Origin of the sequence: Humibacillus sp. DSM 29435, from assembly GCF_001758225.1 — a bacterium.
In the GTDB taxonomy this organism is placed as follows: Bacteria; Actinomycetota; Actinomycetes; order Actinomycetales; family Dermatophilaceae; genus DSM-29435.
Window position 1 is genome coordinate 177,297 of the sequence record NZ_MAST01000034.1, and the last position, 25,424, is coordinate 202,720.

Consider the following 25,424-nt stretch of genomic DNA (forward strand, 5'->3'; position numbering starts at 1 on the left):
GCGCTCCTACGGCGCTGAACGTGACGAGGCCCTTTTCGGATACCGGTCAGCGCTCGCCGATGGTCACCAGGCCGGTCTCGTAGGCCAGCACGACCATCTGCACCCGGTCGCGCAGGCCGAGCTTGGCCAGGATGCGCCCGATGTGCGTCTTGACTGTCGCCTCGGCCACGAAGAAGCTCGCAGCGATCTCGCGGTTGTTCAGCCCCTGGCCCACGGCCTCGAGCACCTCGAGCTCGCGCTCGGTGAGCACGTCGAGGCGGGATCGGTCAGCCGTTCTCCCGGATGCCGTCAGCACCGGGAGGAAGCGGTCGAGCAACCGTCGCGTCGGGCCGGGCGCGACCACGGCGTCGCCCGTGTGCACTGCCCGGATCGCCGCCAGCAGCTCACTGGGCCCGGCATCCTTCAGCAGGAAGCCGGCGGCTCCGGCCTGTAGTGCTGCGAAGACGTACTCGTCGAGGTCGAACGTGGTCAGCACCAGCACCTTCGGCGTCGGTGGACCGCCCGACAGAATGCGGCGCGTGGCCTCGATGCCGTCGAGGCGCGGCATCCGGATGTCCATCAGCACCACGTCGACCGCCCGGCCACGCAGGGCGTCGATTGCAGCCTGACCGTCGGCGCACTCGGCCACGACGTCGATGCCGGGCTCGGCGTCGAGCACCATGCGGAAGCCGGCGCGTACCAGCGCCTGGTCGTCGACGAGCAGCACCCGAACCGGGCTCGAGGTTCGGCTCGTGTCGCTGACGGTGTCGGTCATCTCTGCTTCTCCTCGCTCAAGGGCAGGGTGGCCAGCACCTCGAAGCCACCCGCGGGCCCCGGGCCCGCAGTCAGCTGCCCCGAGTGCACGGCGACCCGTTCGCGCATTCCGTGCAGCCCGTGGCCACGGTGGTCATCGACGGATACCGCGCCGAACCCATTGTCACGCACTGTGATTCGCAACACCTCCGGTGTGACCTCGACCTCGACCGCTGCTCGGGCGCCAGGGCCGGCGTGCTTGATCACGTTCGTCAATGACTCCTGCACGACTCGGTAGGCGGCGACATCGACACCGACCGGCAGCGCCTGAGGGGCGCCGCTCATCGCCAGCGTGACGGGCACCCCCGCGGCACGAACCCGGCCGACGAGCTCGTCGAGGTGCTCGAGGCCACCCGTCGGCGCCAGTTCGGCGCCCGATGTTGGGTCACGCAGCACGCCGACGAGCCGCCGCGTCTCGCCCAGGGCGTCGCGGGCGGTAGCACCGATGGTCTTGAGTGCGCCCACGGTCAAGGCCCGGGTGTCGTCAGTGCGATGCTCAGCGGCGTAGGCCGCCCCGTCAGCCTGCACGACAATCACCGACAACGCATGGGCCACGACATCGTGCATCTCGCGGGCAATCGACGCCCGCTCGTTCTGCACCGCGATCTGCAGCTCGTTCTCCTGCTCCCGTTCGATGCGCTCCGCCCGCTCCTGCAGGTCGGCCAGACGTTGCAGGCGGTTGCGCTTGAGGTCGCCGAGGGTCCAGGCCGACAGGGCGAGCCCCGCGCAGGCCACGAACACGAACGCGAGGTCGGCAGCCTGAGAGCCGAAGCCGTAGGCGCCGGTGGCAGTGCCGGGGAACGCGCCGGTGAAGCGGAACGCGCCGACGAGCGCACCGATCCCCGCCACGACCAGGCCGGCCATGCGGGCCCCCCGGCGGCGCTCGTAGGTGGCCAGCGAGTAGAGCGCCACCAAGAACGCCAGATCGGTGGCCAGCACGGTGTCGGCTGGAATCACTCGCAGCGCCATTGCCACGGTGACGGCCCCGAAAGCCACCGCGGGTCGCGTGCGGCGAACCACCAGCGCCAGGTACAGCAGTCCGAGCAGCGCCCAGGCTCCGTCCGCCCCGGGTCGGAACTCGAGCAGGTGCATCAGCGCGAAGCCCACCGCGATAGGAACATCGAGCAACAGCGGCCGGCGCTGCCACCAGTCGTAGACGGTCCCCTCGCTCACTCGGCGAGCCTACGGCGCACGGTCGCGTTCGGCGTCATACCGCGGTCGCAGGCGACGCTCATCCCTCCGCTCCCGATCCCACGGCTCGGGGCGGCCAGATCGAGTGGTGATGGTCACGGCCCGGGTTCGGGGGGCCCGGTGGCGAAGGTGGTGCGCCAGTGTTGCCAGGTGTGCCACGTGACGCCGGTGTCGGTGATGGTCGCGGTGAGGTGCTTGTCGTGGACGTAGATGTGGTGTCGCCGGCACAACAGCGCCAGGTTGCCGAGACAGGTGGTTCCGCCGTCGATCCAATGCCGCACGTGGTGGGCGTCGGTCCATTGAGCGGGGGTGGAGCACCCCGGGAACGAGCAGCCACCGTCGCGGAGCCAGAGCGCGGTGCGCATGGCCCGGGTGACGAGGCGTTCCTCCCGACCGACGTCCAACGGTTGGGAGTCGGAGCCGAGCACGACGGGGATGATCGTCGCGTCGCACGCCAGCCGGCGCACGATGGCCGCGCTGAGCACGTCACCACTCAGACACGACCCGCTCCCGCCCTTGCCGGTCGCACCGCTCTGGCCCGCCGCACCGCTTTGGCGATCCGCGCCGTTCTGGCCGCCGCGGTTGGCCCAGTCGGGTGGGCAGCCGGAGGCTACGTATTCGCGTAGGGCCTCGAAGTTGATGGTGACCACGATCTTCGCCTTGTCCATGCTCGGGGCCTGACCGGGCGCGGTGACGCCGCGGGCGACGAGGTCGAGCAGGGCGTCCATCCGGCGCTGGTGCGGTGGTCTGGGGTCGTCCTCGATCCGCACCCCGTCACTGTCGGTGAGGGGGCGGGGTGCACTGAGGGGGTCGATGGCGGCTTTGAGGGTCGCGGCGCCTTCGGGGTCGAGGGTGCCGCTCATCCCGACCATCCCGGCCGCGTTCGGGCCGGTGAACCACAAACCCCGGCCGTCGCGGCGTTTCTGGTCGTGCTCCTCAGCATCCTTCGGGGGCCGGACCTGGTCAGACAGCTCACGGGCGAGCTTCGCGAGCTGTTCCCACCGCAACCCGGGTGCTTCCTCGGTCAGGTGGGTGACGGCCTGGCCGAGGTCGTCGGGGTCAGCGATGGGCTTGAGGCGGGTGTGGAAGTCGATGACCTGCGCCGCCTTACCCACCGTCACCCGCCCGCCCGTGCTGGTGGTGTCGCCGGAGGTTCCGCCGATGACCGCCTCATGCAACTGGGTCCAGCGGGGTTCGTTGAACGCGTCCCCACACGTGACGACCGCCTTCGCAGCGCTGGCGGTCAGAGTGGGGTCGACCGTGCGCAACCAGTCGACCCGACACAACCCGCCCGGGGAAGCCACCCCACGGGCCTCGAGCTGAGTGACCAAGCGCACGAGGTTGACCTCTTTGTGGTGCTGGATCGCGCCGAGCTGGGTCACCGACTCGAGCAGGTCGGCCTCGCTCATCCGGGCCGGTTCCATCTGAGGCCGGTCCAGGCTCGCGGCCGCGAACGCGAACCCCGACGCGTACGCGCCGGACACGTTTGACCAGTTCGCCCAGTGCACCGTCAACGGCGCCGGGAACTCCCGTACCGGCCGCTCCTCCCCGGGCGAACCCGACGTGGCGGCAGCTGGCGAGGTCGCGTCGGCGGCACCAGGTGCGGGCCCTGCGGCATCCGGGATGGGGGTGGACCAGAACCCGGCGCCCGCGGTTCCGCCAGTTCGACGCTGGCTCGACTCGAGGTCGGCCAGCTGCTGCCGGAGTCTCTCGAGAAGCGAACCCTTGGTGTTCATAACTCAAACCCTAGAGGCCACCACCGACACTGCCCCGCCACCGAAACCGATTGACTATGAACGAAACTGGCCACTCGACGGGGTGAGTCTCGCTCGGCTGGTGCGCGGTCGGCACCTGCCCAGCTCCAGAGGTGCCAACCGCACGCTGGGCTGTGCGTCTGGCACCTCTGAGCCCTCGAAGGTGCCAACCGCGCAGTACGAAAGTGGCCACTCGACTGAGAGAGTCCGAGGGTGGGGGTCAGAGGTCGAGGGCGCGCGCGATCGGCACGCCGGCGCGGTAGGCCAGGTGCAGATGGCTCGGTGCATCGAGAACCGTCAGCTCGGCCGGCTGCCCATGAGCAACGCGTCGGTCGAGTCCGAGCGACCGGGCCGACCCGGCGGTCGCGGCGTAGAGCGCTTCGGCCGGGGTCATGCCCATCTCACGGACCGCGAGCGCGATGGCGAACGGCATCGACGACGAGTAGCAGGTGCCCGGGTTGCAGTCGGAGGCGATCGCGACGTCGACGCCCGCATCGATGAGGCGACGGGCGTCGGGGTAGGGCGAGCGGGTCGAGAACTCGACGCCGGGCAGCAGCGTGGCCACCGTGGTGCCGCGCGCGGCCACGAGCGCCTCGATGTCGTCATCGCTGAGGTAGGTGCAGTGGTCAACACTGCGAGCCCCCAGCTCACACGCAAGAGCCACCCCCGGCCCCGGTGCAAGCTGGTTGCCGTGCACCCGCAGAGCGAGGCCGGCGCGGCGACCGGCCTCCAGCACCGTGCGCGCCTCATCTCCGTCGAACGCGTGGGCCGAAGCCGGCTCGCAGAACACGTCGATGCTCTCAGCCAGAGCCGGGCCGCCGCCGGCAATCACGGCATCGAGCATCGGCCCGACGACGAGGTCGACATAGGCCCCCCGGTCGGCGGCATACTCGCGGGGCACGACGTGAGCCCCCAGAAACGTGGTGTGCGAGGTGAACTCGCGGGCGATACGCAGGGCCCGCAGCTCGTCGTCGACCGTCAGGCCGTAGCCGGTCTTGATCTCGAGGGTGGTGGTGCCCTGCGCCCGCATCTCGGCGACCCGTGCAGCAACGAGTGCACGCAGGTCGTCGTCGGAGGCCGCCCGGGTGGCGCCCACCGAGACCGCGATACCCCCACCGTCGTAGGGCGTTCCCGTCATGCGGGCGGCGAACTCGGCCGAGCGGTCGCCGGCGAAGACGAGGTGGGTGTGGCTGTCGACGAAGCCGGGAATGACGGCCCGACCACCCAGGTCGCGCCGCCTGTCAGCCGGCGGTGCCTGCGTGCTGGGGCCAACCCACACGACGGTCCCTTCGAGCACGACCACCGCCGCGTCGCGGATGATGCCCACCAACCGGTCGCCGGGGTCAGCGCAACCATCGCCCCGGGCCGGGTCGTTCGTCGTGAGCTCGCTGATGCCGGTGAGGAGCAGGCTCGTCGACGTCACGATGACCCGCCGATCACGCGGCTGATCGAGTGGCCGAGCAGCCGGCCCACGTCGCCGATGCGGTGCTGTCCGCCCATGACGACCACCTCGCCCCCGACCACCACGGTCGACACGTCGGAGGCGACGCCCGAGTAGATGATCTGCTCGGGTAGTGAGCCGGCGGTGTTCACCGTGTCGGTACGCACGGTGATGAAGTCGGCCAGCGCCCCCTTGGAGAGGTGCCCGCCGTCGGCCCAGCCCAGTGCCCGGTAGCCGTTGAACGATGCCGCCATCAGCAGGTCGTTGGCTGCGAAGCGGTCCCGCTCGTTCGTCACCAGCCGCTCGTGCATCTCGAGCCCGCGCAGCTCTTCGAAAGGGTCGATGATGACGTGCTGGTCAGAGCCGAGCGAGAGGGGTGTGCCCGCGTCGAACAGGGCTCGGGCAGGGCCGATCCCGTCGGCGAGGTCACGCTCGGTGGTCGGGCAGAAGCAGGCTCCGGTACCGCTGCTCCCGAGGCGTTCGATGTCGCTGTCGGTCAGGTGGGTCGCGTGCACGGCGGTCAGCCGATTCGCGAGCGCACCAGCCTCGTCGAGCAGCTCAGTAGGTGTGCGGCCGTAGAACATCTGGCAGGCGAGGTTCTCACCGTGTTGTTCAGACAGATGCACGTGCAGGGGCAGGCCGGCTGACGCCTCGACGACGCGCGGGAGGTCGTCGCGTCGAACCGCCCGAACGGAGTGGATGGCGGCACCCAGGCGCACCGTCGAGGTCTCGGCACGCTGAGCGGCCATCCGCTGGGCCCAGGCGTCGACACTGCCGTCACTGAACCGGCGCTGCCCCGGGTGCAGGGGCACGTGGCCGCTGCCGTTGAGCCCGCCTTCGAGGTAGCACGTGTCGAGCAGCGTCAGCCGGATGCCGGCCTCGTCGGCGGCGTGCCGCAGGGCAAGGCTCATGGCGTTGGGGTCACCGTACGGTTTGCCTCCGGGCCGATGGTGCACGTAGTGGAACTCACCGACGACGGTCATACCGGCCAGCACCATCTCGGCGAAGACGGCTCGGGCCAGGTCGAAGTAGGTGTCGGGGTTCAGCTCTGCCGCAACGGCATACATCTCCTCGCGCCAGCTCCAGAAGTTTCCGCCGCCACCGTTGGCCCTGCCTCGCAAGGCCCGATGGAAGGCGTGACTGTGCGTATTGGCCATGCCGGGCAGGGTCACCCCGGCCAGACGTACGTCGTCGGGTTCGGCGTCGACCCCCGACTGCACTTCGCGCAGCACACCGTCAGAGGTCACCAGACGAACTCTCCGCGCGAAGCCGCCTGTCAACCAGGCGGACTCGCACCAGAACGTGGTCACTGACCGCTGCCGTTCGTGCGATCGGTAGGGCGTGAGACCAGTTCGGCGACAACCGAGGTGAGTGCCATGACCCCATCGTGGCAGTCACGCCGCTCGGCGTGCTCGGCGGGAGAGTGCGAGATGCCGGTGGGGTTTCGCACGTAAAGCATGGCGGAGGGCACCCCGTGCGTGGCGAGCACTCCGGCGTCGTGTCCGGCTCCGGTGCCGAGCAGCGGGGCACCGGGCAGGATGCCGCGCAGCCGGCTCACCAGCGCCGCGTCGAAAGCGGTGGTGGGGGTCCACGACTCCTCGGTCGCCTCGACTCCCAGCGAATCGGAATCGGCGAGAACCCCGCTGACCGTCGCACGCACGGCATCCTCGTCGGCGCCTCGGGCATCGAGCCAGGCCGTGACGTGGCTGGAGATGGCGTTGACCCCACCCGGCTCCACCCGCACCTTCCCGACCGTCGCGACGCACCCGAGAACGGTGGCCTGCTGCCGCGCTGACTGCACCACGGTGGCGAGCCCGAGCATCGCGTCGCGGCGGTCGTCGAGGCGGGTCGTACCGGCGTGGTTGGCCTCCCCCGGAATGTCGAGGCGCCACCTGCCGTGGGGCCAGATGTCGGTGCCGATGGCGACGGCGCGGGCCGGGTCGTCGAGGTCGTCGACCCCATCGGCAGCAAGGGCCAGGGCTTTGCCCTGCTCGACGTGCAGCTCGACGAAGCAGGCGATCCGGTTCACGGCCTCGTCGTCGGGCCCCATCGACTCAGGGTCACGGCCCGCTGCGGTCCAGGCCTGCGCCATAGAGATGCCGTCGGCGTCGGTCAGCGAACGCGCCCGGTCAGCCGTGAGGGCGCCCGTGATGATACGAGAGCCCGCGCAGGCGACCCCGAAGCGAGCCCCCTCCTCGTCGACGAAGTTGACCACTCCCAGCGGCACCGCCGGGGTGATCCCGCGTTGGCGAAGGGTGTCGATCGTGGCGAGGGCACTGACGACGCCGAGCGGCCCGTCGAAGGCACCCCCGTCGGGTACCGAGTCGAGGTGCGAGCCGATCACCACGCCCGGCTGGGCATCGGGGTCACCCCACCAGGCCCACTGGTTGCCGGCTCGGTCTTCGGTCAGGGCGAGCCCGCGCGCCGCGCACTCGCCCGCGAACCACTCGCGAAGGTCGTGGTCGGTGCGGGTCCAGGCGAAACGTCGGTAGCCGCCCGTCGCCGGCTCACGGCCCACCGACGCGAGGTCAGACCACATCCGGTCGAAGCTGACCGACATGTCGCTCACCACCCCTCCAGAACTAGTCTCGTGTCATGTCTGACGATGTCACCGACCGGCCGGAGCGGCACGACAAACCGTCGACACCGGCCATCGAGGCGGCCCGGGCCGCCGGAGTCGACTTCGAGGTGACCCGGCACGGCCGCGTGTCGAGCCTCGCCGAGGCGGCGGCCGCTCGGGGCATCGAGCCTCGCGACCTGGTCAAGACCCTCGTCGTGCGCCGCGCCGAGCACGACCACGTGTTCGTGCTCGTTCCCGGCGACCGCACCTTCTCGTGGCCAAAAGTGCGGTCGTTGCTCGGCTCGAACCGCATCTCGATGCCCGACGCCCAAGTCGCCCTGGCGGTCACGGGCTACGAGCGGGGCACCATCACGCCGTTCGGGTCGCGGCAGGCTCTGCCGATGATCGCCGACCAGCAGCTGGTCGGCCGGCGCATCTCCATCGGGGGTGGTGGTCACGGCGTCGGCCTCACGGTGAACGGCGACGACGTGATCAGGCTCTTCGGTGCCACGGTGGCCGACATCTCCGACGAACAGGTGCGGCGCCCCTGAACGACCACCGCCCGACACCACAACTCACCTCCGGGGCAGACTGGGCCCATGGCCCGACCCGACCTGCCCACCAAGCCGTGCGCCCGCTGCGGACGCACCATCACCTGGCGCAAGGCGTGGGAGCGCGACTGGCCCTCGGTGCGCTGGTGCTCGGCCGGATGCCGCAGCCGCGGGGTCACCGACGTCGACCGGCAGCTCGAGGCCAGCCTCGAGTCGCTGCTCGACGCCCGGGCCCGTAGCTCGTCGGTCTGCCCCTCCGAGGCCGCCCGGGCCGTCAGCAAGGCGGTCGGAGCCGACGACTGGAACGAGCTGATGGAGCCGGCCCGAAACGCCGCCCGACGCCTCGTGGCCGCCGGGCGGGCCGAGATCACCCAGGGCGGGCAGGTCATCGAACCCAGTAAGTTCAAGGGGCCGATCCGAGTGCGACGCCCGCGCTGAACCGCACGGCCGGCCGAGAGCCGGCACCGCGGCATCCGTCTGGCCAGGGCTCTCACCCCTCCTGCATCGGCACACGCACCCCGCGCTCGTGAGCGACCCGGTCGGCGATGTCGTAGCCGGCGTCGACGTGCCGGATGACGCCCATGCCGGGGTCGTTGGTCAGCACTCGGGCGAGCTTCTGCGCCGCGAGGTCGGTGCCGTCGGCGAGAGAGACCTGCCCGGCGTGCAGGCTGCGGCCGATGCCGACCCCGCCCCCGTGGTGGATCGAGACCCAGGTGGCGCCCGAGCTGGTGTTGACGAGGGCGTTGAGCAGCGGCCAGTCGGCGATGGCGTCGGAGCCGTCGGCCATCGACTCGGTCTCGCGGTAGGGGCTCGCGACCGAGCCGCTGTCGAGGTGGTCACGACCGATCACGACAGGCGCCGAGAGCTCGCCCGTGCGCACCATCTCGTTGAACTTCAGGCCGGCCTTGTCGCGCTCGCCGTAACCGAGCCAGCAGATGCGAGCAGGCAAGCCCTGGAAGGCGACCCGCTCTTGAGCACCCCGAATCCACTTGTGCAGACGGTCGTTGTCAGGGAACAGCTCGAGCACGGCCTTGTCGGTGGCGGCGATGTCCTTCGGGTCACCCGAGAGGGCCGCCCAGCGGAACGGGCCCTTGCCTTCACAGAACAGCGGGCGGATGTAGGCGGGCACGAACCCCGGGAACTCGAACGCTCGCCCGTAGCCGCCCTGGCGGGCCTCGTCGCGGATGGAGTTGCCGTAGTCGAACACCTCGGCGCCGGCGTCCTGGAACTCGACCATGGCCTTGACCTGCTTGGCCATCGAGGCGCGGGCCCGGTCGGTGAACTCCTCGGGCTTCTTCTCGGCGAGCTCGGACCAGTCGGCCAGGTCGACGCCCTCGGGCAGGTAGCTGAGCGGGTCGTGGGCCGAGGTCTGGTCGGTCACGATGTCGATCTCGACGCCGCGGCGCAGCAGCTCGGGGAAGACCTCAGCGGCGTTGCCGACGACACCCACCGACCAGCCACGGCGCTCCCGCTTGGCGGCGAGGGCCTTGTCGATCGCGTCGTCGAGGTCGTCGGCCACCTCGTCGAGGTAGCGGTGCTCGACGCGGCGGTGCAGGCGGGCCGGATCGACGTCGACGACGAGGCAGGCACCCTCGTTCATGGTGACAGCCAACGGCTGGGCCCCGCCCATCCCGCCGCAGCCCCCGGTGAGGGTGAGGGTGCCGGCCAGGGTGCCACCGAACTTCTTCTCGGCCACCGCGGCGAAGGTCTCGTAGGTGCCCTGCAGGATGCCTTGGGTGCCGATGTAGATCCATGACCCGGCCGTCATCTGGCCGTACATGGTCAGGCCCATGTGCTCGAGCCGGCGGAACTCGGGCCAGGTGGCCCAGTCGCCGACGAGGTTGCTGTTGGCGATGAGCACGCGGGGGGCCCACTCGTGCGTCTGCATGACGCCGACCGGGCGCCCCGACTGCACGAGCATCGTCTCGTCCTGCTTCAAGGTGGTGAGCGTGCGCACCATGGCGTCGAAGCTCTTCCAGTCACGCGCCGCGCGACCGGTACCCCCGTAGACCACGAGGTCGTCGGGTCGCTCGGCGTTCTCGGGGTCGAGGTTGTTCATCAACATCCGCAGCGGGGCCTCGGTAGACCACGACTGTGCAGTCAGCGTCGTGCCCCGTGGGGCGCGAACCGGTCGTGCACCTTCCATGTCAGTTCCCTTCTCGTGCGTTGCAAATCGTGAGGATGCCGTTCAGTCGTGGCCACTCGAACGGAACAGCGTGGCGACCGTGGCCGGCGGGAGTCATCGCAGGGGGCCGGTGACGGTCTCGACAGCGGCGAGCGCTCGGCCCGACGCCACCAGCTCGACGGCGGCCTCGATCTCGGGGGCGAGAAAGCGGTCGGTGCCGACCCCGTCGACCTCGCGCCGCAGCTCGGCGATGACCGCAGCGCTGGCGGCCGCAGGCTGCAGCGGTGCCCGCATCTCGATGCCCCGAGCGGCGGTCAAGAGCTCGACGGCCAGCACCCGGGTCAGTCCGTCGACCGAGCGGCGCAGCTTGCGAGCGCCCGACCACCCCATCGAGACGTGGTCCTCCTGCATCGCCGAGCTCGGGATCGAGTCGACGGATGCGGGCACCGCCAGGCGCTTCATCTCGGAGACGATCGCCGCCTGGGTGTACTGGGCGATCATGTGACCGCTGTCGACCCCCGGGTCGTCGGCGAGAAAGGCGTTGAGGCCGTGGTTGCGTGCCTTGTCGAGAAAGCGGTCGGTGCGACGCTCGCTCATCGACGCGAGGTCGGCGGCGACGATGGCGAGGAAGTCCAGCACGTAGGCGACCGGTGCACCGTGGAAGTTACCGTTCGACTCGACCCGGCCGTCCTTCGTGACAACGGGGTTGTCGACGGCCGAGGCCAGCTCGTACCCCGCGACCCGGGCCGCGTGCTCAACGGTGTCGCGGGCGCCGCCGGCGACCTGGGGCGCGCACCGCAGCGAGTAGGCGTCCTGCACCCGGGTGCAGCCTTCGTCGCGGTGTGAGGCCCGGATCGGGCTGCCCTTCATGACCGCCCGAATGTTGGCGGCCGAGAGGGCTTGTCCCTGCTGGGGCCTCAGCTCGTGCAGGTCGGCCGCGAACACGGCATCGGTGCCCATCAGCCCCTCGACGCTCATGGCGGCGGTGATGTCGGCCACCTTGAGCAGCATCCGCAGGTCGGTGATCGCCAGCGCGAGCATGCCGAGCATGCCGTCGGTGCCGTTGATGAGCGCCAGCCCCTCCTTCTCGGCGAGCACGACCGGCTCGATCCCCTGGTCGCGCAGTGCGCTCGCCGCATCGGTCAGGGTGCCGTCTGCGAGCCGCACCGGGCCCTCCCCCATGACCGCGAGGGCGCAGTGCGCCAGCGGGGCGAGGTCGCCCGAGCAGCCGAGCGAGCCGTACTCGTGCACGACCGGGGTGATGCCGGCGCTGAGCACCGCCGCGTAGGCCCGGGCCGTCTCGAGGCGGATGCCGGTGCGCCCGGTGGCCAAGGTCGACAGGCGCAGCAGCATCAACGCCCGAACCACCTCTCGCTCGACCTCCGGGCCGCTTCCGGCCGCATGCGAGCGCACCAGGGATCTCTGCAGCTGGGCCCGGAGGGCGACGGGGATGTGCCGGGTGGCCAGAGCGCCGAAGCCGGTGGAGACGCCGTAGTGCGGGGCTGGGTCAGACGCGAGCGACTCGATGATGTCGCGACTTCGGGTGATCTCGGCTTCGGACTCGGGGCTGAGAACGACGGTCGCGCCGTGTCGCGCGACGGAGACGACGTCCTCGATGGACAGCGGTCCGAGCCCGACGGTGACGGTGTGTGCGGTCATGAACTCATCGAACCCCTTCCCCGGTGGCGCGTCACCGGGGGAAGGGGCATAGTTGTCTCAGATGTGAGACGTTGGACTCGGCGGGAGGAACCAGCATGTCGAACGCACCCGCGGCCGGGCAGGCCCTAGACGTGCTCGAGCACCTCTCTCGCCACGCCGAACCCGTGCCGGCTGCCTCCATCGCCCGCGACCTCGGCCTACCCCGTTCGACGGCCTACCACCTGCTCTCGGTGCTCCAGGCCCGCGGTTACGTCACCCACTACGTCGACGAGCGTCGCTTCGGTCTCGGCCAAGCCGCTTACGAGCTGGGGTCGGCCTACCAGCGTCAAGCACCCCTTGCGCGCCTCGCCCGGGGCACGATGCGCCGTCTGGTCGACCAGTGCGGCCGCAACGCCCACTTCGCCACCCTCGACGGGCGCGACGTCATCTACCTCCTGGAGGAGCGCGCCCCGGGGCAGCCGATGCTCGTCACCGACGTCGGGGTGCGCCTGCCCGCACACCTGACCGCCAGCGGTCTGGCCATGCTCGCCGGCCTGCCGGCCAGCCAGGTGCGAGCCCTCTACCCCGACCGGGCCTCGTTCACCCAGCGTCACGAGCGCGGGCCGCAGTCTCTCAGCGAGCTACGCGGCGTGCTGACCCGCACCCGCGCCGACGGCTACGCCCGTGAGGACGGCACGGTGACGCCCGAGCTCTCGTCGATCGCGGTGGCCGTCACCGACCGAACCGGGCGGTCACCGGCCGCCATCGCGGTGACCTTCCGTTCGCGCGAGGACACCGACGAGCACGTCGCCGCCCTGGTGGCGCACACCAGGGCGGCTGCCCACGACGTCGCGCGACGGCTCCGGCCCAGCCCGGTGAAAAAGACCGCACCCTGAGTTGGGCCGTTCTTCTAGGGTCTCTGCATGGACCTTCATCTCGTCGGGGGCGGCTGGGACGACGACCTCGCGCGAACGCTCTACGGCGGGTTCGTCGAGGCGGCCGCCCGTCGTGCCGGTGGGCGGCCCCGCCTGCTGCTGGTGCTCATGGGGACCGATGACGAGTCGCTCGCCTACCACGAGAAGTTCGTCGCGACCCTGGGCCTCGTCGGCGGGCACGACCTGGTCGTGGAGCGCGTGGCCGAGGGCTCACCCTTCGACCTCACGACCCTCGCCGGTGTCGACGGGCTCTTCGTCGGCGGCGGGCCGACCCCCGAGTACCACGCGTCGCTGGCTCCGGCCTACCCGCGCATCCGTGAGCTTGTCGAAGCCGGGATGCCGTACGCAGGCTTCTCGGCCGGAGCGGCCATCGCGGCCACGCACGCCATCGTCGGGGGCTGGCGCATCGACGGGGTGCCCGTGTGTCCGGAAGACAGCAACGAAGAGCTGGAGCCGGTCACGGTGGTGCCGGGTATCGGCCTCGTCGACGGCGCCGTCGACGTGCATGCCGCCCAGTGGGGCAACCTTTCGCGTCTGGTCGCGGCCGTCGAGGCCGGCCTCGCTCCGGGAGGGTTCGCGATCGACGAGTGCACCGCCCTGGTGCCCGGTGACGCGGTAGTCGGCCGGGGTTGCGTCTGGCGCGTCGACCGGAGCGAGCCCGACCGGGCCAGCAGCGGGGTCGAGGTTCACCGGGTCAGGGCCGGTCAATAGGCTCGTCGCATGCGAGCCATCACCCTTCCGCAGTTCGGCGATGCCGACTCCCTCGTGCCGGACGACGTTCCCGCCCCCACCCCCGGCGCCGGTGAGGTGCTCATCGACGTCGTGGCCGCGGGCGTCAACCGGGCCGACATCAACCAGCGGCAGGGCTCCTACCCCCCACCTCCCGGCGCATCCGAGCTGCTCGGGCTCGAGGTGAGCGGCCGGATCGCCGCCCTGGGCGACGGAGTGGAGGGCTGGAGCGTCGGCGACGAGGTGTGCGCGCTGCTCGACGGAGGTGGCTACGCCGCCCAGGCCGTGGCTCCTGCGAACCAGCTCCTCCCCGTGCCGACGGGCGTGCCGCTGGTCGATGCCGCGGCGCTGCCGGAGGTCGTCTGCACCGTGTGGTCGAACGTGTTCCTCGTGGCCAACATCCAGCCCGGGCAGGTGCTGCTCGTGCACGGGGGCAGCTCGGGCATCGGCACGATGGCGATCCAGCTCGCGAAGGCGGTCGGGGCCCACGTCGCGGTGACGGCCGGCAGCCAGGAGAAGCTCGACTTCTGCCGCGAGCTCGGCGCCGACCACCTCGTCAACTACCGCGAGGAAGACTTCGTCGAGCGGGTGCGCGAGCTGACGAACGGCCATGGCGCCGACGTCATCCTCGACAACATGGGCGCCAAGTACCTCGCCCGCAACGTCGACCTGCTCGCCACGAACGGCCGGCTGGTGACGATCGGGCTGATGGGTGGCCGCAAGGGCGAGCTCGATCTCGGCACGTTGCTGGCCAAGCGGGGCGCCGTGATCGCCACCGGGCTGCGTTCCCGGCCGTCCACCGAGAAGGCCGCCATCGTGGCCGCCGTGCGCGAACACGTCTGGCCACTCATCGAGGCCGGTCAGGTGCGCCCGATCGTGCACTCACGGCATCCCCTGGAGGATGCCGCTGCCGCCCATCGCGAGATGGAGGCCTCGGGCCACATCGGCAAGATCCTGCTCACGATCTGACGAGCAGGGCGTAGCCACGTAGGTGCTCGTCGGCAGGTTCGACCAGCACGACTGCGGCCGCTCCCTTCAGGGCCGCCCCCAGGTCGAGGCGGTGGGGTCTACCGTCACACGACACCCCTCGCCTCGCCAGCACCTGGCTCTGGTCGGGTGCGCCGAGAACCGAGTAGGTGCTCGTAGTGACGAGCAGTGTCGCGTTGGTGACGCCGTCCACCCCCACACACCTGACCTCAGCGACGAGGCGAACCGGGGCGCTGGAGGCTCCGGAGTCGACCTCACTCTCGGACGCGGTGGAGTGCTGGCTCAACACCGTTCGGGCCACCTCCTTCGGCCGGCGCGTCGGAGCCGCCAGCCGGGCGTCGTCGGGCCCTCCCACAGACGTGATGGTCGCGTCATCGGTCGCGGCAGCCGTGACCCCAACGGTGGTCATCGACGGGCTGGGGGTCGACGGCTGGATGCGGCTGGGGGCCAGAACCGTGCTCGACGCACCGGTCGTGCAGGCAGCGAGCAGTGTGGAACCGGCCGCGATGGCGGCGGCCGCGAGGCAGCTCGTCACCATGGGTGGGTGAGCCCGCGTCGTCATTCTGGCGATCGTAGTGACGTCTTTCGTCGCCGGGTGGGCAGAGCACCGGGGCCCGCGACCGTGAGGCAGGATGGAACGCATGACCCCGGACGCGAACCAGCCAGCCGAAGACCGTCGCATCGTCGTCGTCACCCAGGACGGCATGGGGGTCGCCGACCCGGCGGACAACGACCCCGGTTCGAGCGACACCGAGTCTGACCACGAGAGCGGGCGCGAACGGGGCAGACGCGAGCAGACCAACCCGGCCGACCTCGTCGAGGAGCCGGCGAAGGTCATGCGTATCGGGTCGATGATCAAGCAGCTGCTCGAGGAGGTGCGGAACGCCCCGCTCGACGAGGCCGGGCGACGTCGTCTCGCCGACATCCACCACCGTTCGCTCGAGGAGCTCAAGGACGGGCTGGCTCCCGAGCTGGTGCACGAGCTCGACCGCATCGCCCTCCCGTTCAGTGACGCCTCCCCCAGTGACGCCGAGCTGCGCATTGCTCACGCCCAGCTCGTCGGCTGGCTCGAGGGCCTCTTCCACGGCATCCAGACCGCTCTCGTTGCCCAGCAGATGGCGGCTCAGCAGCAGCTTCAGCAGATGCGGGCTCTGCCACCCGGGCGCACTCCCGAGGGCGCGTCGTACGGCATCCCGCCGGGCCTGCATCCTGACGGCGGACCCATGCCGGGTGAGAGCGGCCCGACCGGTCAGTACCTCTGAGCGACCGGTTCACAGCCACGAGGACCGTTCGCGATCGGATGGGGCGACCGCCGCGTTCCACTGCCGGAACGGGGTCTCCAGCCGGTAGCGGAAGTCGGGCTGGCGCAACAGCACGACCGGCTGGGCGTTGTTCGGGTTCTCCAGCGACTCGAAGTACTCGACACTCCAGTGGAACCAGCGCATGCAGAACAGCCGCATCGTCAGGCCGTGGGTGACGATCACGACGTTGCGCGCGCTCCGGGAGGTCTCGAAGATGCGGAACAGCGACTCGAGGAAGCTCGAGACCCGGTCGTAGACGTCGGAGCCAGACTCACCGTGCGTGAACCGGTAGTAGAAGTGCCCGTAGCGGTCGCGCTGCGCCTTCTGCACGGCGATGTCGGCCGGGTCCTGGAAGTTGGCCCAGTCCTGCTCGCGCAGGCGAGGCTCGACCCGCACGTCATCCGCAGAGATCGACAGGTCGAGCGCCTCGAGGGTCTGGCGCGCCCGTAGGTACGGCGAGCAGTGCACGTCGACGCTCTCGTCGGCGACGATCGACCGGAGCCGCGCGCCGGTGGCCGCGGCTTGTTCGAATCCCTTGGTGGTCAGGGCGATTCGGTGATCAGGCACGCGTTCGTAGAGGGAGTCGTCGACGTTTCCCTGCGACTCCCCGTGGCGCACGAGGATGATCCGATGGGGTCGGTGCTCCAGCGCCACGCCCGGTCAGCTGCTCAGGTCAGGGAACTGCTCGATGCGCCACTCGAGCTCGGGTTGGGCCGCACCGCTGCCGTCGAGGTCGACCTCACGACCGCGCAGCTCGACCCGGCGGATCTTGCCCGAGATCGTCTTCGGCAGGTCGTAGAACTCGATGCGACGCACGCGCTGCCACGGGGCGAGGCGCGCCCGGGCGTGAGCCAGGATCGAGTGGGCCACCTCGGCATCCGGCAGGTGTCCGGGGGCCAGGGCGATGTAGGCCTTCGGGATCGCGAGGCGCACCGGGTCGGGAGAGGGAACGACGGCTGCCTCCGCCACCGCCGGGTGTTCGATGAGCACCGACTCGACCTCGAAGGGGCTGATCTTGTAGTCGCTCGCCTTGAACACGTCGTCGGTGCGCCCGACGTAGGTGATGTAGCCGTCGGCGTCGACCGAGGCCACGTCGCCCGTGTGGTAGAAACCGCCGGCCATCGCGTCGGCGTTGCGCTGCTCGTCGCCTTGGTAGCCGGTCATCAACAGGGTGGGGGATGCCGTCAGGTCGAGGCAGATCTCGCCCTCGATCACCGTCTCACTGCCGTGCTCTCCCCCGGCGTCGCCCTGGGCGTCGGCGAGCGCGACCCGCTCGTTCGTGATCGGGTCGACGAGCACGACCGGGCACCCGGGTAGCGGGCGTCCCATCGAACCCGGTTTCAGCGGCGAGCCGACCGTGTTGCCGACGATGGCCGTCGTCTCGGTCTGGCCGTAGCCGTCACGCACGTGCAGCCCCCAGGCCTGGTGCACCCTCGCGATGACCTCAGGGTTGAGCGGCTCACCTGCGGCCACAATCTCGCGGAGCGTGCCGGGGCCCCCGCTGAGGTCGGCGTTGATGAGCATCCGCCACACCGTGGGGGGCGCGCACAGGGAGGTGACCTGATGCTCGGTCAGCACCCGCAGCAGCGCAGCCGGGTCGAACCGCGTGAAGTTGTAGATGAAGATGGTCGACTCGGCGATCCACGGCGCGAAGAAGCACGACCAGGCGTGCTTGGCCCACCCCGGGCTCGAGATGTTGAGGTGCACGTCGCCCGGCTGCAGACCGATCCAGTACATCGTCGTCAGGTGCCCGCAGGGGTAGCTCTGCTGCGTGTGCTCGACGAGCTTGGGGCGGCTGGTCGTTCCCGAGGTGAAGTAGAGCAGCAGCCGGTCGTCGGGTGCGGTCTCTGGATGCGGCGCCGGGCCGACCGTCAGCCCGTATGCGTCGTGCAGGTCGAGCCAACGCGGTTGCGCGTCATTGTGTTGATCGTCGCCGGCCCCGACCCCGAGCCCTGCGTCAGCCCCCGTCGGCACCGCGATCCGGAGGTAGTCGCCCGGCACGTCGTCGAACTTGTGCGTCTCACGCGAGTCGGCAATGACGGCGCGGGCGCCGCCACGATGGAGGCGGTCGACGAGGTCGCCCGGCCCGGCTGCCGTGGTCGTGGGCATGAGCACCGCACCCAGCTTCATCACCCCGAGCATGGTGTCCCACAGCTCGACCTGGTTGCCGAGCATGAGCAGCACCGCGTCGCCACGTCGAACGCCCAGGCCCGCAAGCCAGGCCGCCACCTGGTCGGAGCGACGGCTCATGAGGTCGAACGAGATCGTGGTGACCTTCTCGTCGGGCGAGCCACCCTGATCGATGATCGTGAGGGCGGCACGGTCGTTGCCGCGGGCGATGGCGTCGAACCAGTCGACCGCCCAGTTGAACCGGGGCCCGACAGCGGGGAACTCGAACTCGCTGACGGCCCGTTCGTGCTGGCCCCGCAGCTCGAGCAGCTGGTCACGGGCGGCACGGAAGGCGGTCGTGGCGCTGGAGGCATCAGTCATGACCCTGACCCTGCCACGCACTCGGCCGACGTCAAGAGCAGACCGGGGCGAGCGGCATCCGGCAGGAGGTCTTCAGGGGTTGTCGAGGCGCTCTCAGCTCTCGTCGGAGCCACGACGCGCCCGGGGCCGGCGCTCCTCGGCGAGCTCAGGCCGGTCACGGCGGCCGTCGGGGTCGCGGGTGGTGAAGCTCTCTGGTGCGTCGGGGCCGTCTTCTCCAGCGCCGGCCGACGAACCCAGGTGGCCGCGACGGCGCAGGTCGTCCTCGTCGATGAGCCGGTTGATCAGCTGCTGCACGTCGTTGCTGTTGGGAATGTTGGCGAAGTCCTCGTCGGGGCTGTCGCCGGCCGACTCGACGTGAAGGGAGCCGGCGTTGATGATGCGGTCGAGCAGCGTCTGCTGGAAGCTCACGTCGGTGATCTTCGAGAGCGTGATGTCTTTGCCCGACTTGCTGACGATGCCGCGCCGCACCATCACGCGGTGGCTGGTCACGACGTAGTGGGTGGTGCGCCAACGCAGGAAGGGCACCACCACCAACCACACCGCCAGCACGAGCAGCACCACCACCGCGATGAGCTGGATGCGGTTGCCCGTGCTGTCGTCGGGCGTCACGACGGCGACCAAGATGGCCGCGGCGGCCAGCAGCACCCCGACGATCGTCGGTAGCGCCACGGTCAGCCAGTGCGGGTGGATGCTGCGCTCGACGCGCTCACCCTTGGCCAGCACGTTCTCGGGAAACCCCACTGCGAACTCCTCGTCGGTCGATGGCTCGACTCTGCTCGGCACCGTCGCGACGAAGCGTCACAGGCGCAGTCAGATCCTAGAAGGTTCCTGTGGCCGTTTCAGGTGGCGCGCGGGATCCGGTGGTTCTACGTTGCTGGTTGGGCAGGGCCGGCGGGCCGGGCTCCCCCTCGCACGAAGGAGTGTGTCGTGAAGACCATCGATCCCCACCGTCGCAGCCTGCTCACGATGGGCCTCGCCGCGCTCACGGCTACCGGGCTCGGGCTGACGCTCGGCCCTGCGGCCGTGGCATCGTCCGGCACCGGCTACGTCGCCCTGGGTGACAGCTACTCCTCGGGTACCGGCACCCGTGCGTACATCGCTGACGGCACCTCCTGCCAGCGCTCGACCTACGCCTACCCGGCGATCGACGCGGCGTCGCTCGGTCTGTCCCTGACCTTCCGAGCCTGCTCGGGGGCCACCGTGGCCGACGTGACCAACACTCAGCTGTCCGCCCTGACGGTCGACACGGGCTACGTGACGATCTCGGTCGGTGGCAACGACGCCGGCTTCTCGAGCGTGCTCACCACGTGCGCCCTGCCCAGCTGGCTGAGCAACTGCAACAGGGCCGTCGACCAGGCCCAGGCCACCATCAACACCATCGTGCCCGGGCGTCTGTCGAGCCTGTACAGCGCCATCCGGGCCCGGGCCCCCCACGCGAAGGTCATCGTGGTTGGCTACCCCCGCATCTTCAACGGCGCCGACTGCAACGCCCTGACCTGGTTCTCGCGGTCAGAGGAGTCGCGGCTCAACACGACCGCCGACCTGCTCAACGGGCGCACGGCGTCGGCTGCGGCGGCGGCGGGCTTCACCTTCGTCAACCCCACCTCGGCGTTCACCGGTCATGCGGTGTGTGACCGGGTCGAGTGGCTCAACGGACTGTCGTACCCGGTCACCGAGAGCTACCACCCCAACCGCACCGGCCACGCGAACGGCCTTGTTCCGCTGACGCAACCGGTCTTCGGGCTGCCGGTGGCGCTCGGCAGGGCCTCCGCGGCCGCCGAGGCCCGGTCGTCTGCTCGGTCACTGGCCCGCGACGCGAGGCGCTGGGCCGCGGCCGACCGCACGGTGACCCCCAAGCCGTTCGTGGCTCCCGACCTGACGACGCCCCGGGCCAAGGCCGCTGCCCGTGCCGCCGGCGTCGACCTCTCGAGCCGCGCCAGCATCGACCGCGCCGACCGGGCGTTCCAGGCGAAGCAGGATGCCGCCTGGGCCAAGACCCGCTGACCCACCAACCCACCAACCCACCAACCCAGTCGAGTGGCCACTTTCGTACACCCGCATCGGTACGGAACTGGCCACTCGACCGCTTGGGCGCGTACGGAACTGGCCACTCGACCGGGTGAGCGCGTACGGAACTGGCCACTCGACTGGGGTTTGTAGGGTGAGAGCGTGCGCTACGACGACGTGATCATCGGTGGAGGCCACAACGGGCTCACCGCCGCCGCCTACCTCTCGCGAGCCGGGCGAAGGGTGCTGCTGCTCGAGCGGTCGGCCGATGTGGGCGGCGCCGCCGTCTCGGCCCGAGCCTTCGAAGGTGTCGACGCCCTGCTGTCGCGCTACTCCTACCTCGTGTCGTTGCTGCCACGCCAGATCCTGACCGACCTCGACCTCGACCTGCGGCTCATCCGGCGGCGCTACTCCTCGTACACGCCACTGCCCGGGTCACCCGAACGAGGCCTGTTGGTCGACCACGGCGACGAGCCCGCCACCGCAGCGGCGTTCCGGAACCTGACCGGTGGCGACGATGCCTACGCGGGCTGGTGCGACTTCTACGCGCGGATGGGCTCGCTGGCCGAGCGGGTCTTCCCGACCGTGCTCGAGCCGTTGCGCTCTCGGGAGGCTGTGCGCGACCTGGTCGGCGACGACGCGCTGTTCGACGCCCTGACGACCCAGCCCGTCGACACGCTGATCGGCCGGGTCACCGACGACGACACCGTGCGCGGCATCATCGCCACCGACGCCCTCATCGGCACCTTCGCGTCGCTGTCGGGCACCGACCTGCGAGCCAACGTGTGCCTGCTCTACCACCTCATCGGCGGCGGCACCGGAGACTGGGACGTACCGGTCGGCGGCATGGGCGCCCTCACCCGATCCCTGGCCGCCGCGGCATCCGCGAGTGGCGCCACCATCGAGACGGGCGCCGAGGTCACCTCGGTCGACCCGTCGACAGGCGAGGTCCGGTGGCTCGGCGGCCACGTGACGGGCGCCAACCTGCTGTTCGGGTGCGCACCCGAGGTGGCGAACCGCCTGCTCTCGGCGGCCGGCGCCGACCCCATCGACACCGAGCCCGACGTCGAGGGAGCCCAGCTCAAGGTCAACATGCTGCTGCGCCGCCTGCCTCGCCTGCGCGATGAGACGGTCGACCCTAGGGCCGCGTTCGCCGGCACCTTTCACGTGAACGAGGGCCACGACCAGCTCGAAGCCGCGTATGCCGCTGCGTTCGCCGGGCACCTGCCCGAGCTTCCCCCGTGCGAGATCTACTGTCACACGCTGAGCGACCGCTCCATCCTCAGCCCCGAGCTGGCGGCCTCCGAGGCCCAGACCCTGACCCTCTTCGGCCTGCACTTCCCGGCCCGGCTGTTCCGCGCCGACAACGAGGCGGCCACCAAGCAGGCGCTGGCCGCCACCCTGCGCTCTCTCGACTCGGTGCTCGCCGAGCCGATCGAGAGCGTGCTCGCCCTCGATGCGAACGGAAACCCGTGCATCGAGGTGAAGAGCCCAGTCGACCTCGAGCAGTCGGTCGGCCTGCCCGGCGGCAACATCTTCCACCGAACCCTGCAGTGGCCGTGGGCCGAGGCCGGCTCCGACGTGGGCACCTGGGGTGTCGAGACGCGGCACGCCAACGTGCTGCTCGCGGGCGCCGGCGCCCGCCGCGGGGGCGGGGTGAGCGGCATCCCCGGTCACAACGCGGCCCGCGCCGTGCTGCAGGGCTGACCCCGACCCTCCCGACCTCTGACCGGCGCCCCGTCGCGTTCCCGACAACACACCGGTTAGAGGTCAGGCCCGCCAGACGCCCGAGCTGCCCCGACGGTGGCTCACCATCAGGTGGGTGTCGACGATGCCCACCGCCTCCATCAGTGCGTACATCGTGGTCGGTCCGACGAAGGCAAAGCCCTTCTTGCGCAATGCCTTCGAGAGGGCGACCGACTCCTGCGACGAGGTCGGCACGTCGGCGTAGGTCTGGGGGCGAGGAGTGTCGCTCGGCCGGAACGCCCAGACGAAGTCGACGAGCCCGCCCTCGTCGCGCAGGGCGAGGGTGGCCCGGGCGTTGGTGATCGCGGCTCGAATCTTGCCGCGATGGCGCACGATGCCGGCGTCACCGAGCAGGCGTTCCACGTCGCGCTCGTCGAAGGTCGCCACGAGCTCGGCATCGAAGCCGGCGAAGGCCGCGCGAAAGGCCGGGCGCTTGCGCAGGATGGTGACCCACGACAACCCGGACTGGAAGCCCTCGAGGCAGATGCGCTCGTAGAGGCCCGTTTCGTCGCGTACCGGCATCCCCCACTCGTTGTCGTAGTAGTCGCGCAGCAGCTCGTCGGTGGCCGCCCACTGCGGTCGCGTCAGGCCGTCGTCACCCGTCACCGTCATGGCTCGACCCTAGAACCCTGCGACAATGCGACATGCCCCAGACCGACCCGCCGCGCGGTGACCACGACTCGATCGGTCGTCGCGACCTGGCTCACTGGGACACACGGCTCGGGCGATGGCTCGTGTCCCTGGTGACGGGGGTCGTTCGCGCCCTGCGCCCCACGGTTGGTCGGGCCGCCTCGTGGTCGTCGGCCAACGTCGCGTTCGTCGTGTTCAGTGTGATCGCCCTCGTGGTCATCGCCCTGCTCGTCGACGGCGCTCAGGAGGTCTACGAGGGCGTGGTCGGTGGAAACGGGCTGACCACTGTCGACCGGCCGGTGCTCGACGCGATGGTCTCCGTGCGCAACCCCACGCTTGACGGTGTGATGACCGCCTTCACGAACATCGGAGGCCCCGTCGGGATGCCGCTGCTCGCCACGGTCGTCGTCGTCGTCATGACCGTGCGTCGCCGACGGTGGACGCCGGTGGTCGTCACCGCCATCGCGGCGGCGGGTTCGCTGGTGATGACGGTCGTCGGGAAGGACCTCGTCGGCCGGGCCCGGCCACCGGCCGCCCTGGCCGTTCCCCCGCTCGAGATCTCGCCCTCGTTCCCCAGCGGTCACACGCTCAACGCGACCGTGCTGACCACCGTCGTCGTCTACCTGGTGCTGATCCAGACCACCGCCGTGTGGCAGCGAGTCACCTCGGTCGTGGTCGGCCTGAGCTTTGTCGTCACCATGGGCCTCAGCCGGGTCTACCTGGGGCACCACTGGCTTACGGACGTGGTCGCCGGCTGGGCCATCGGGTTCGCGTGGGCACTGGCGGTGGTCACCGCCCACCGTCTCTGGCTCACGCTGCGCGACGAGGGTCGCGACACGGCTCGGTAACCCGAGCACCAGAGCTTGGCCCCTTCAGGTTCACTGACTGCCGCGAGTCGACCGACGTCGGCTTCAGAGCTGCCTCAGCTCGCCCTGATCGCAGGAGTATCGGACGGCCAGGCTGCCGGCGGGAGGCAGGCTCACCGGGTGCGTCGCGGTCAGACCGAGGCCGCGGCGAAGAGAGGTACGAATGGTCAGGGGGTGAGGGTTGCTGTTCATGCCTCCAGCGTCGAACCGGCTCCTGTGCGGTGTTTGTGACAACACGTAGCCATGACCGTGGCTGAATCTGCCTTCACCACAGGTCAGTCGACCTCAGAGGTTGAGTGCCCTCTCCACCGCCGACGCCACCGCAGTGGGCCCGCTCGCGCCGGAGCGGTCTGACTCATCGCGCAGCCCGGCGATGACGCCGGAGCGGTCGTCGTCGCTGCGGTTCTGGCTCAGCTTGGCCTTGGCCTCGATCCTCGCGATGGTCATCTCGATGCCGACGACAGCCTTCAGCTGCCCGGCCACGTACTTCTCAGGCGCGTCGCTCACGGCCCAGGGGGTGGCCCGCTTGCCCTCATGACGCTCGGTGAGGCGGGTCACCGCGGTGCGCACCCAGTCGACGTCGTCGTGGATGGTGACCGGGCCCCTGAGATGCACCGCGGAGTAGTTCCAGGTGGGCACCACCCGGCCGTGCTCGGCCTTGCTGGCGTACCAGCTGGGTGAGACGTAGGCATCGGGTCCGGCGACCACGAACAAGGCGTCCGCCCCGTCTACGATGCGCCGCCAGTGGTCGTTCGCCCGGGCGAGATGAGCCACCACCCGGTCGCGCCCTTCGACGCTGTCGAGCAGGATCGGCAGGAGGGTGACGTCGGGCACCCCGTCGGCACCGACGGTCACGAGCTGGGCTACCGGGTGGGCCTGGAGGAAGGCGCCCACCTCAGGTTCGGGCATGACGTTGAATCGGGGAACGTACATGGCCCCGATGCTCCCACCTCCCCAGGGGGGCCATGAGTTAGCCTGTGTCGCCGGGATGCCGCACGACCCGGTAGGGGCCGCGCTCCACCACCATCTGGCCGGGGCCGGTCTTCAGCACCGTAGTGAAGGCGTGAACTGCCCCGGGTCTGCGCAGACCGCCCAAGCGGTATCCTCACCGTCACGGCGGTGGCGATCAGGCCGGAGGCGACGCGGCACCCGAGAACACGGCATCCGAGAACACGGCATCCGACAACACCGCCGAGACGGCGATGGGCACCGATCGTGGCGGGCCGCGCTCGTCGAGGTGAGCGCGGTGCTGCTCATCGTTGCGATCGCTGTGGCGATCGGGTGGGCCCGGTTCGTCGGCCGCCGACCGGCGGACCGGCTCCAGTCCCTCAACCAGTGAACGAAAGTGGCCACTCGACCAGGTCTGGAGTCGAGTGACCACGGTGCCCGCTGCGCGGGGGTTTCAGTGGTGGCGCTGCGGCACGCGTGGTGCCGACGACCAGGGTCGGGGTGCCCCCTCGTGGGGTGCCACTTCAGAGGGATCGCCGTGACGGGCCCGGCCGGCGTCGGCGCTCGAGAATTTTGCCACGGCGGGATCGAGACGCTCGGCGATTCGCCTCAGCACCAGGGCCGTTCGGCGGCGTCGCCGAGGCCGGGCCGGTCGACCCAGACCGCTCGCGCGAGCCTCGCGTGCGTGCTGGGAGCGGACGCGTTCGACGATGAGCTCGCGGGCGAGCACTTC

The 25,424-nt window shown here is 70.4% G+C and carries 25 protein-coding genes; 9 read left to right on the forward strand and 16 right to left on the reverse strand.

Features of this window, described 5'->3' with window-relative positions; translation table 11 throughout:
• Nucleotides 1-46 precede the first annotated feature (46 nt).
• From BA895_RS17115 to BA895_RS17140, 6 genes are all read right to left on the reverse strand, one after another.
• The gene (locus BA895_RS17115) at nt 47-754 is read right to left on the reverse strand and encodes a response regulator transcription factor (protein ID WP_070193073.1); all 708 of its coding nucleotides are present in this window, start codon (nt 752-754) and stop codon (nt 47-49) included.
• Nucleotides 751-1,965 carry a sensor histidine kinase gene (locus BA895_RS17120; RefSeq protein WP_070193074.1) on the reverse strand — a complete coding sequence of 405 codons (1,215 nt, stop codon included), beginning with the start codon at nt 1,963-1,965 and terminating at the stop codon, nt 751-753. Before BA895_RS17120 ends, BA895_RS17115 begins: the two co-directional genes overlap by 4 nt.
• A gap of 113 nt (nt 1,966-2,078) precedes the next feature.
• Complete coding sequence (locus tag BA895_RS17125; RefSeq protein ID WP_070193075.1) at nt 2,079-3,719, reverse strand: HNH endonuclease signature motif containing protein; 1,641 nt, start codon at nt 3,717-3,719, stop codon at nt 2,079-2,081.
• Nucleotides 3,720-3,957: 238 nt separating this feature from the next.
• Nucleotides 3,958-5,160, reverse strand: coding sequence for an imidazolonepropionase (hutI, locus tag BA895_RS17130; RefSeq protein WP_139142731.1), 1,203 nt, complete (start codon nt 5,158-5,160; stop codon nt 3,958-3,960).
• Nucleotides 5,157-6,428 (reverse strand): formimidoylglutamate deiminase, encoded by a 1,272-nt coding sequence (locus BA895_RS17135; RefSeq protein ID WP_371327737.1) that lies wholly within the window; start codon nt 6,426-6,428, stop codon nt 5,157-5,159. The genes hutI and BA895_RS17135 overlap by 4 nt, the downstream gene beginning before the upstream one ends.
• A gap of 56 nt (nt 6,429-6,484) precedes the next feature.
• Entirely contained in the window at nt 6,485-7,738 is a 1,254-nt protein-coding gene (locus BA895_RS17140) for an allantoate amidohydrolase (protein ID WP_070193223.1), read from the reverse strand.
• Nucleotides 7,739-7,773: 35 nt separating this feature from the next.
• On the opposite strand from BA895_RS17140, the gene BA895_RS17145 reads away from it, so the two are divergent.
• Nucleotides 7,774-8,289 carry an aminoacyl-tRNA deacylase gene (locus BA895_RS17145; protein ID WP_070193077.1) on the forward strand — a complete coding sequence of 172 codons (516 nt, stop codon included), beginning with the start codon at nt 7,774-7,776 and terminating at the stop codon, nt 8,287-8,289.
• A gap of 48 nt (nt 8,290-8,337) precedes the next feature.
• Nucleotides 8,338-8,727 (forward strand): DUF2256 and DUF3253 domain-containing protein, encoded by a 390-nt coding sequence (locus tag BA895_RS17150; protein ID WP_070193078.1) that lies wholly within the window; start codon nt 8,338-8,340, stop codon nt 8,725-8,727.
• A 52-nt stretch (nt 8,728-8,779) separates the two neighbouring features.
• Here BA895_RS17150 and hutU read toward each other — a convergent pair whose 3' ends face one another.
• The gene (gene hutU, locus BA895_RS17155) at nt 8,780-10,435 is read right to left on the reverse strand and encodes a urocanate hydratase (RefSeq protein WP_070193079.1); all 1,656 of its coding nucleotides are present in this window, start codon (nt 10,433-10,435) and stop codon (nt 8,780-8,782) included.
• Nucleotides 10,436-10,528: 93 nt separating this feature from the next.
• On the reverse strand, nt 10,529-12,073 hold the full coding sequence (gene hutH / locus BA895_RS17160; RefSeq protein ID WP_070193080.1) for a histidine ammonia-lyase: 1,545 nt from the start codon (nt 12,071-12,073) through the stop codon (nt 10,529-10,531).
• Nucleotides 12,074-12,168: 95 nt separating this feature from the next.
• On the opposite strand from hutH, the gene BA895_RS17165 reads away from it, so the two are divergent.
• Genes BA895_RS17165 through BA895_RS17175 form a run of 3 tightly spaced genes read left to right on the forward strand, consistent with a single transcriptional unit; the run spans nt 12,169 to nt 14,685 of the window.
• The gene (locus tag BA895_RS17165) at nt 12,169-12,948 is read left to right on the forward strand and encodes an IclR family transcriptional regulator (RefSeq protein ID WP_070193081.1); all 780 of its coding nucleotides are present in this window, start codon (nt 12,169-12,171) and stop codon (nt 12,946-12,948) included.
• 27 nt (nt 12,949-12,975) lie between these two features.
• The gene (locus tag BA895_RS17170; protein WP_070193082.1) at nt 12,976-13,698 is read left to right on the forward strand and encodes a Type 1 glutamine amidotransferase-like domain-containing protein; all 723 of its coding nucleotides are present in this window, start codon (nt 12,976-12,978) and stop codon (nt 13,696-13,698) included.
• A 9-nt stretch (nt 13,699-13,707) separates the two neighbouring features.
• Nucleotides 13,708-14,685 carry an NAD(P)H-quinone oxidoreductase gene (locus tag BA895_RS17175; protein ID WP_070193083.1) on the forward strand — a complete coding sequence of 326 codons (978 nt, stop codon included), beginning with the start codon at nt 13,708-13,710 and terminating at the stop codon, nt 14,683-14,685.
• On the opposite strand, the gene BA895_RS17180 is transcribed toward BA895_RS17175, so the two are convergent.
• A complete protein-coding gene (locus BA895_RS17180; RefSeq protein ID WP_139142732.1) occupies nt 14,675-15,265 on the reverse strand; it encodes a hypothetical protein in 591 nt (196 codons plus the stop codon). The two genes, BA895_RS17175 and BA895_RS17180, sit on opposite strands and share 11 nt — an antisense overlap.
• 79 nt (nt 15,266-15,344) lie before the next feature.
• Between BA895_RS17180 and BA895_RS17185 the strand changes: the two genes are divergently transcribed.
• Nucleotides 15,345-15,965 (forward strand): proteasome activator, encoded by a 621-nt coding sequence (locus BA895_RS17185; RefSeq protein ID WP_070193085.1) that lies wholly within the window; start codon nt 15,345-15,347, stop codon nt 15,963-15,965.
• Nucleotides 15,966-15,974: 9 nt separating this feature from the next.
• Here BA895_RS17185 and BA895_RS17190 read toward each other — a convergent pair whose 3' ends face one another.
• The 3 genes from BA895_RS17190 to BA895_RS17200 form a co-directional block, all read right to left on the reverse strand.
• Nucleotides 15,975-16,658, reverse strand: coding sequence for a histidine phosphatase family protein (locus tag BA895_RS17190; protein WP_070193086.1), 684 nt, complete (start codon nt 16,656-16,658; stop codon nt 15,975-15,977).
• 6 nt (nt 16,659-16,664) lie between these two features.
• Nucleotides 16,665-18,494 carry an AMP-binding protein gene (locus BA895_RS17195; protein ID WP_070193087.1) on the reverse strand — a complete coding sequence of 610 codons (1,830 nt, stop codon included), beginning with the start codon at nt 18,492-18,494 and terminating at the stop codon, nt 16,665-16,667.
• Nucleotides 18,495-18,587: 93 nt separating this feature from the next.
• A complete protein-coding gene (locus BA895_RS17200) occupies nt 18,588-19,277 on the reverse strand; it encodes a PH domain-containing protein (RefSeq protein WP_254666532.1) in 690 nt (229 codons plus the stop codon).
• A 144-nt stretch (nt 19,278-19,421) separates the two neighbouring features.
• Between BA895_RS17200 and BA895_RS17205 the strand changes: the two genes are divergently transcribed.
• Together BA895_RS17205 and BA895_RS17210 are read left to right on the forward strand one after the other, a co-directional pair.
• The gene (locus BA895_RS17205; RefSeq protein WP_070193088.1) at nt 19,422-20,498 is read left to right on the forward strand and encodes an SGNH/GDSL hydrolase family protein; all 1,077 of its coding nucleotides are present in this window, start codon (nt 19,422-19,424) and stop codon (nt 20,496-20,498) included.
• A 165-nt stretch (nt 20,499-20,663) separates the two neighbouring features.
• Nucleotides 20,664-22,208 (forward strand): NAD(P)/FAD-dependent oxidoreductase, encoded by a 1,545-nt coding sequence (locus BA895_RS17210; protein ID WP_070193089.1) that lies wholly within the window; start codon nt 20,664-20,666, stop codon nt 22,206-22,208.
• A gap of 63 nt (nt 22,209-22,271) precedes the next feature.
• Here the strand turns inward: BA895_RS17210 and BA895_RS17215 are convergent, their stop codons facing one another.
• The gene (locus BA895_RS17215; protein ID WP_070193090.1) at nt 22,272-22,859 is read right to left on the reverse strand and encodes a DNA-3-methyladenine glycosylase I; all 588 of its coding nucleotides are present in this window, start codon (nt 22,857-22,859) and stop codon (nt 22,272-22,274) included.
• Between the two features lie 32 nt (nt 22,860-22,891).
• Between BA895_RS17215 and BA895_RS17220 the strand changes: the two genes are divergently transcribed.
• Nucleotides 22,892-23,725 (forward strand): phosphatase PAP2 family protein, encoded by an 834-nt coding sequence (locus BA895_RS17220; RefSeq protein ID WP_070193091.1) that lies wholly within the window; start codon nt 22,892-22,894, stop codon nt 23,723-23,725.
• Nucleotides 23,726-23,788: 63 nt separating this feature from the next.
• Here the strand turns inward: BA895_RS17220 and BA895_RS24025 are convergent, their stop codons facing one another.
• The 3 genes from BA895_RS24025 to BA895_RS23660 form a co-directional block, all read right to left on the reverse strand.
• Nucleotides 23,789-23,935 carry a hypothetical protein gene (locus BA895_RS24025; protein WP_175442359.1) on the reverse strand — a complete coding sequence of 49 codons (147 nt, stop codon included), beginning with the start codon at nt 23,933-23,935 and terminating at the stop codon, nt 23,789-23,791.
• A gap of 93 nt (nt 23,936-24,028) precedes the next feature.
• A complete protein-coding gene (locus tag BA895_RS17225) occupies nt 24,029-24,676 on the reverse strand; it encodes an FMN-binding negative transcriptional regulator (RefSeq protein ID WP_070193092.1) in 648 nt (215 codons plus the stop codon).
• A 193-nt stretch (nt 24,677-24,869) separates the two neighbouring features.
• Complete coding sequence (locus BA895_RS23660) at nt 24,870-25,124, reverse strand: hypothetical protein (RefSeq protein WP_139142734.1); 255 nt, start codon at nt 25,122-25,124, stop codon at nt 24,870-24,872.
• Nucleotides 25,125-25,424 lie beyond the last annotated feature (300 nt).

Bases quoted from the DNA above. Each gene is read 5' to 3' on its own strand.
- BA895_RS17125 (WP_070193075.1), bottom strand. From the start codon at position 3,719: ATGAACACCAAGGGTTCGCTTCTCGAGAGACTCCGGCAGCAGCTGGCC.
- BA895_RS17195 (WP_070193087.1), bottom strand. From the start codon at position 18,494: ATGACTGATGCCTCCAGCGCCACGACCGCCTTCCGTGCCGCCCGTGAC.
- BA895_RS17225 (WP_070193092.1), bottom strand. From the start codon at position 24,676: ATGTACGTTCCCCGATTCAACGTCATGCCCGAACCTGAGGTGGGCGCC.
- BA895_RS17145 (WP_070193077.1), top strand. From the start codon at position 7,774: ATGTCTGACGATGTCACCGACCGGCCGGAGCGGCACGACAAACCGTCG.
- BA895_RS17115 (WP_070193073.1), bottom strand. From the start codon at position 754: ATGACCGACACCGTCAGCGACACGAGCCGAACCTCGAGCCCGGTTCGG.
- BA895_RS17185 (WP_070193085.1), top strand. From the start codon at position 15,345: ATGACCCCGGACGCGAACCAGCCAGCCGAAGACCGTCGCATCGTCGTC.
- BA895_RS17220 (WP_070193091.1), top strand. From the start codon at position 22,892: ATGCCCCAGACCGACCCGCCGCGCGGTGACCACGACTCGATCGGTCGT.
- BA895_RS17150 (WP_070193078.1), top strand. From the start codon at position 8,338: ATGGCCCGACCCGACCTGCCCACCAAGCCGTGCGCCCGCTGCGGACGC.
- BA895_RS17180 (WP_139142732.1), bottom strand. From the start codon at position 15,265: ATGACGACGCGGGCTCACCCACCCATGGTGACGAGCTGCCTCGCGGCC.
- BA895_RS17165 (WP_070193081.1), top strand. From the start codon at position 12,169: ATGTCGAACGCACCCGCGGCCGGGCAGGCCCTAGACGTGCTCGAGCAC.
- BA895_RS24025 (WP_175442359.1), bottom strand. From the start codon at position 23,935: ATGAACAGCAACCCTCACCCCCTGACCATTCGTACCTCTCTTCGCCGC.
- BA895_RS17175 (WP_070193083.1), top strand. From the start codon at position 13,708: ATGCGAGCCATCACCCTTCCGCAGTTCGGCGATGCCGACTCCCTCGTG.
- BA895_RS17170 (WP_070193082.1), top strand. From the start codon at position 12,976: ATGGACCTTCATCTCGTCGGGGGCGGCTGGGACGACGACCTCGCGCGA.
- hutH (WP_070193080.1), bottom strand. From the start codon at position 12,073: ATGACCGCACACACCGTCACCGTCGGGCTCGGACCGCTGTCCATCGAG.
- BA895_RS17140 (WP_070193223.1), bottom strand. From the start codon at position 7,738: ATGTCGGTCAGCTTCGACCGGATGTGGTCTGACCTCGCGTCGGTGGGC.
- hutU (WP_070193079.1), bottom strand. From the start codon at position 10,435: ATGGAAGGTGCACGACCGGTTCGCGCCCCACGGGGCACGACGCTGACT.
- BA895_RS17215 (WP_070193090.1), bottom strand. From the start codon at position 22,859: ATGACGGTGACGGGTGACGACGGCCTGACGCGACCGCAGTGGGCGGCC.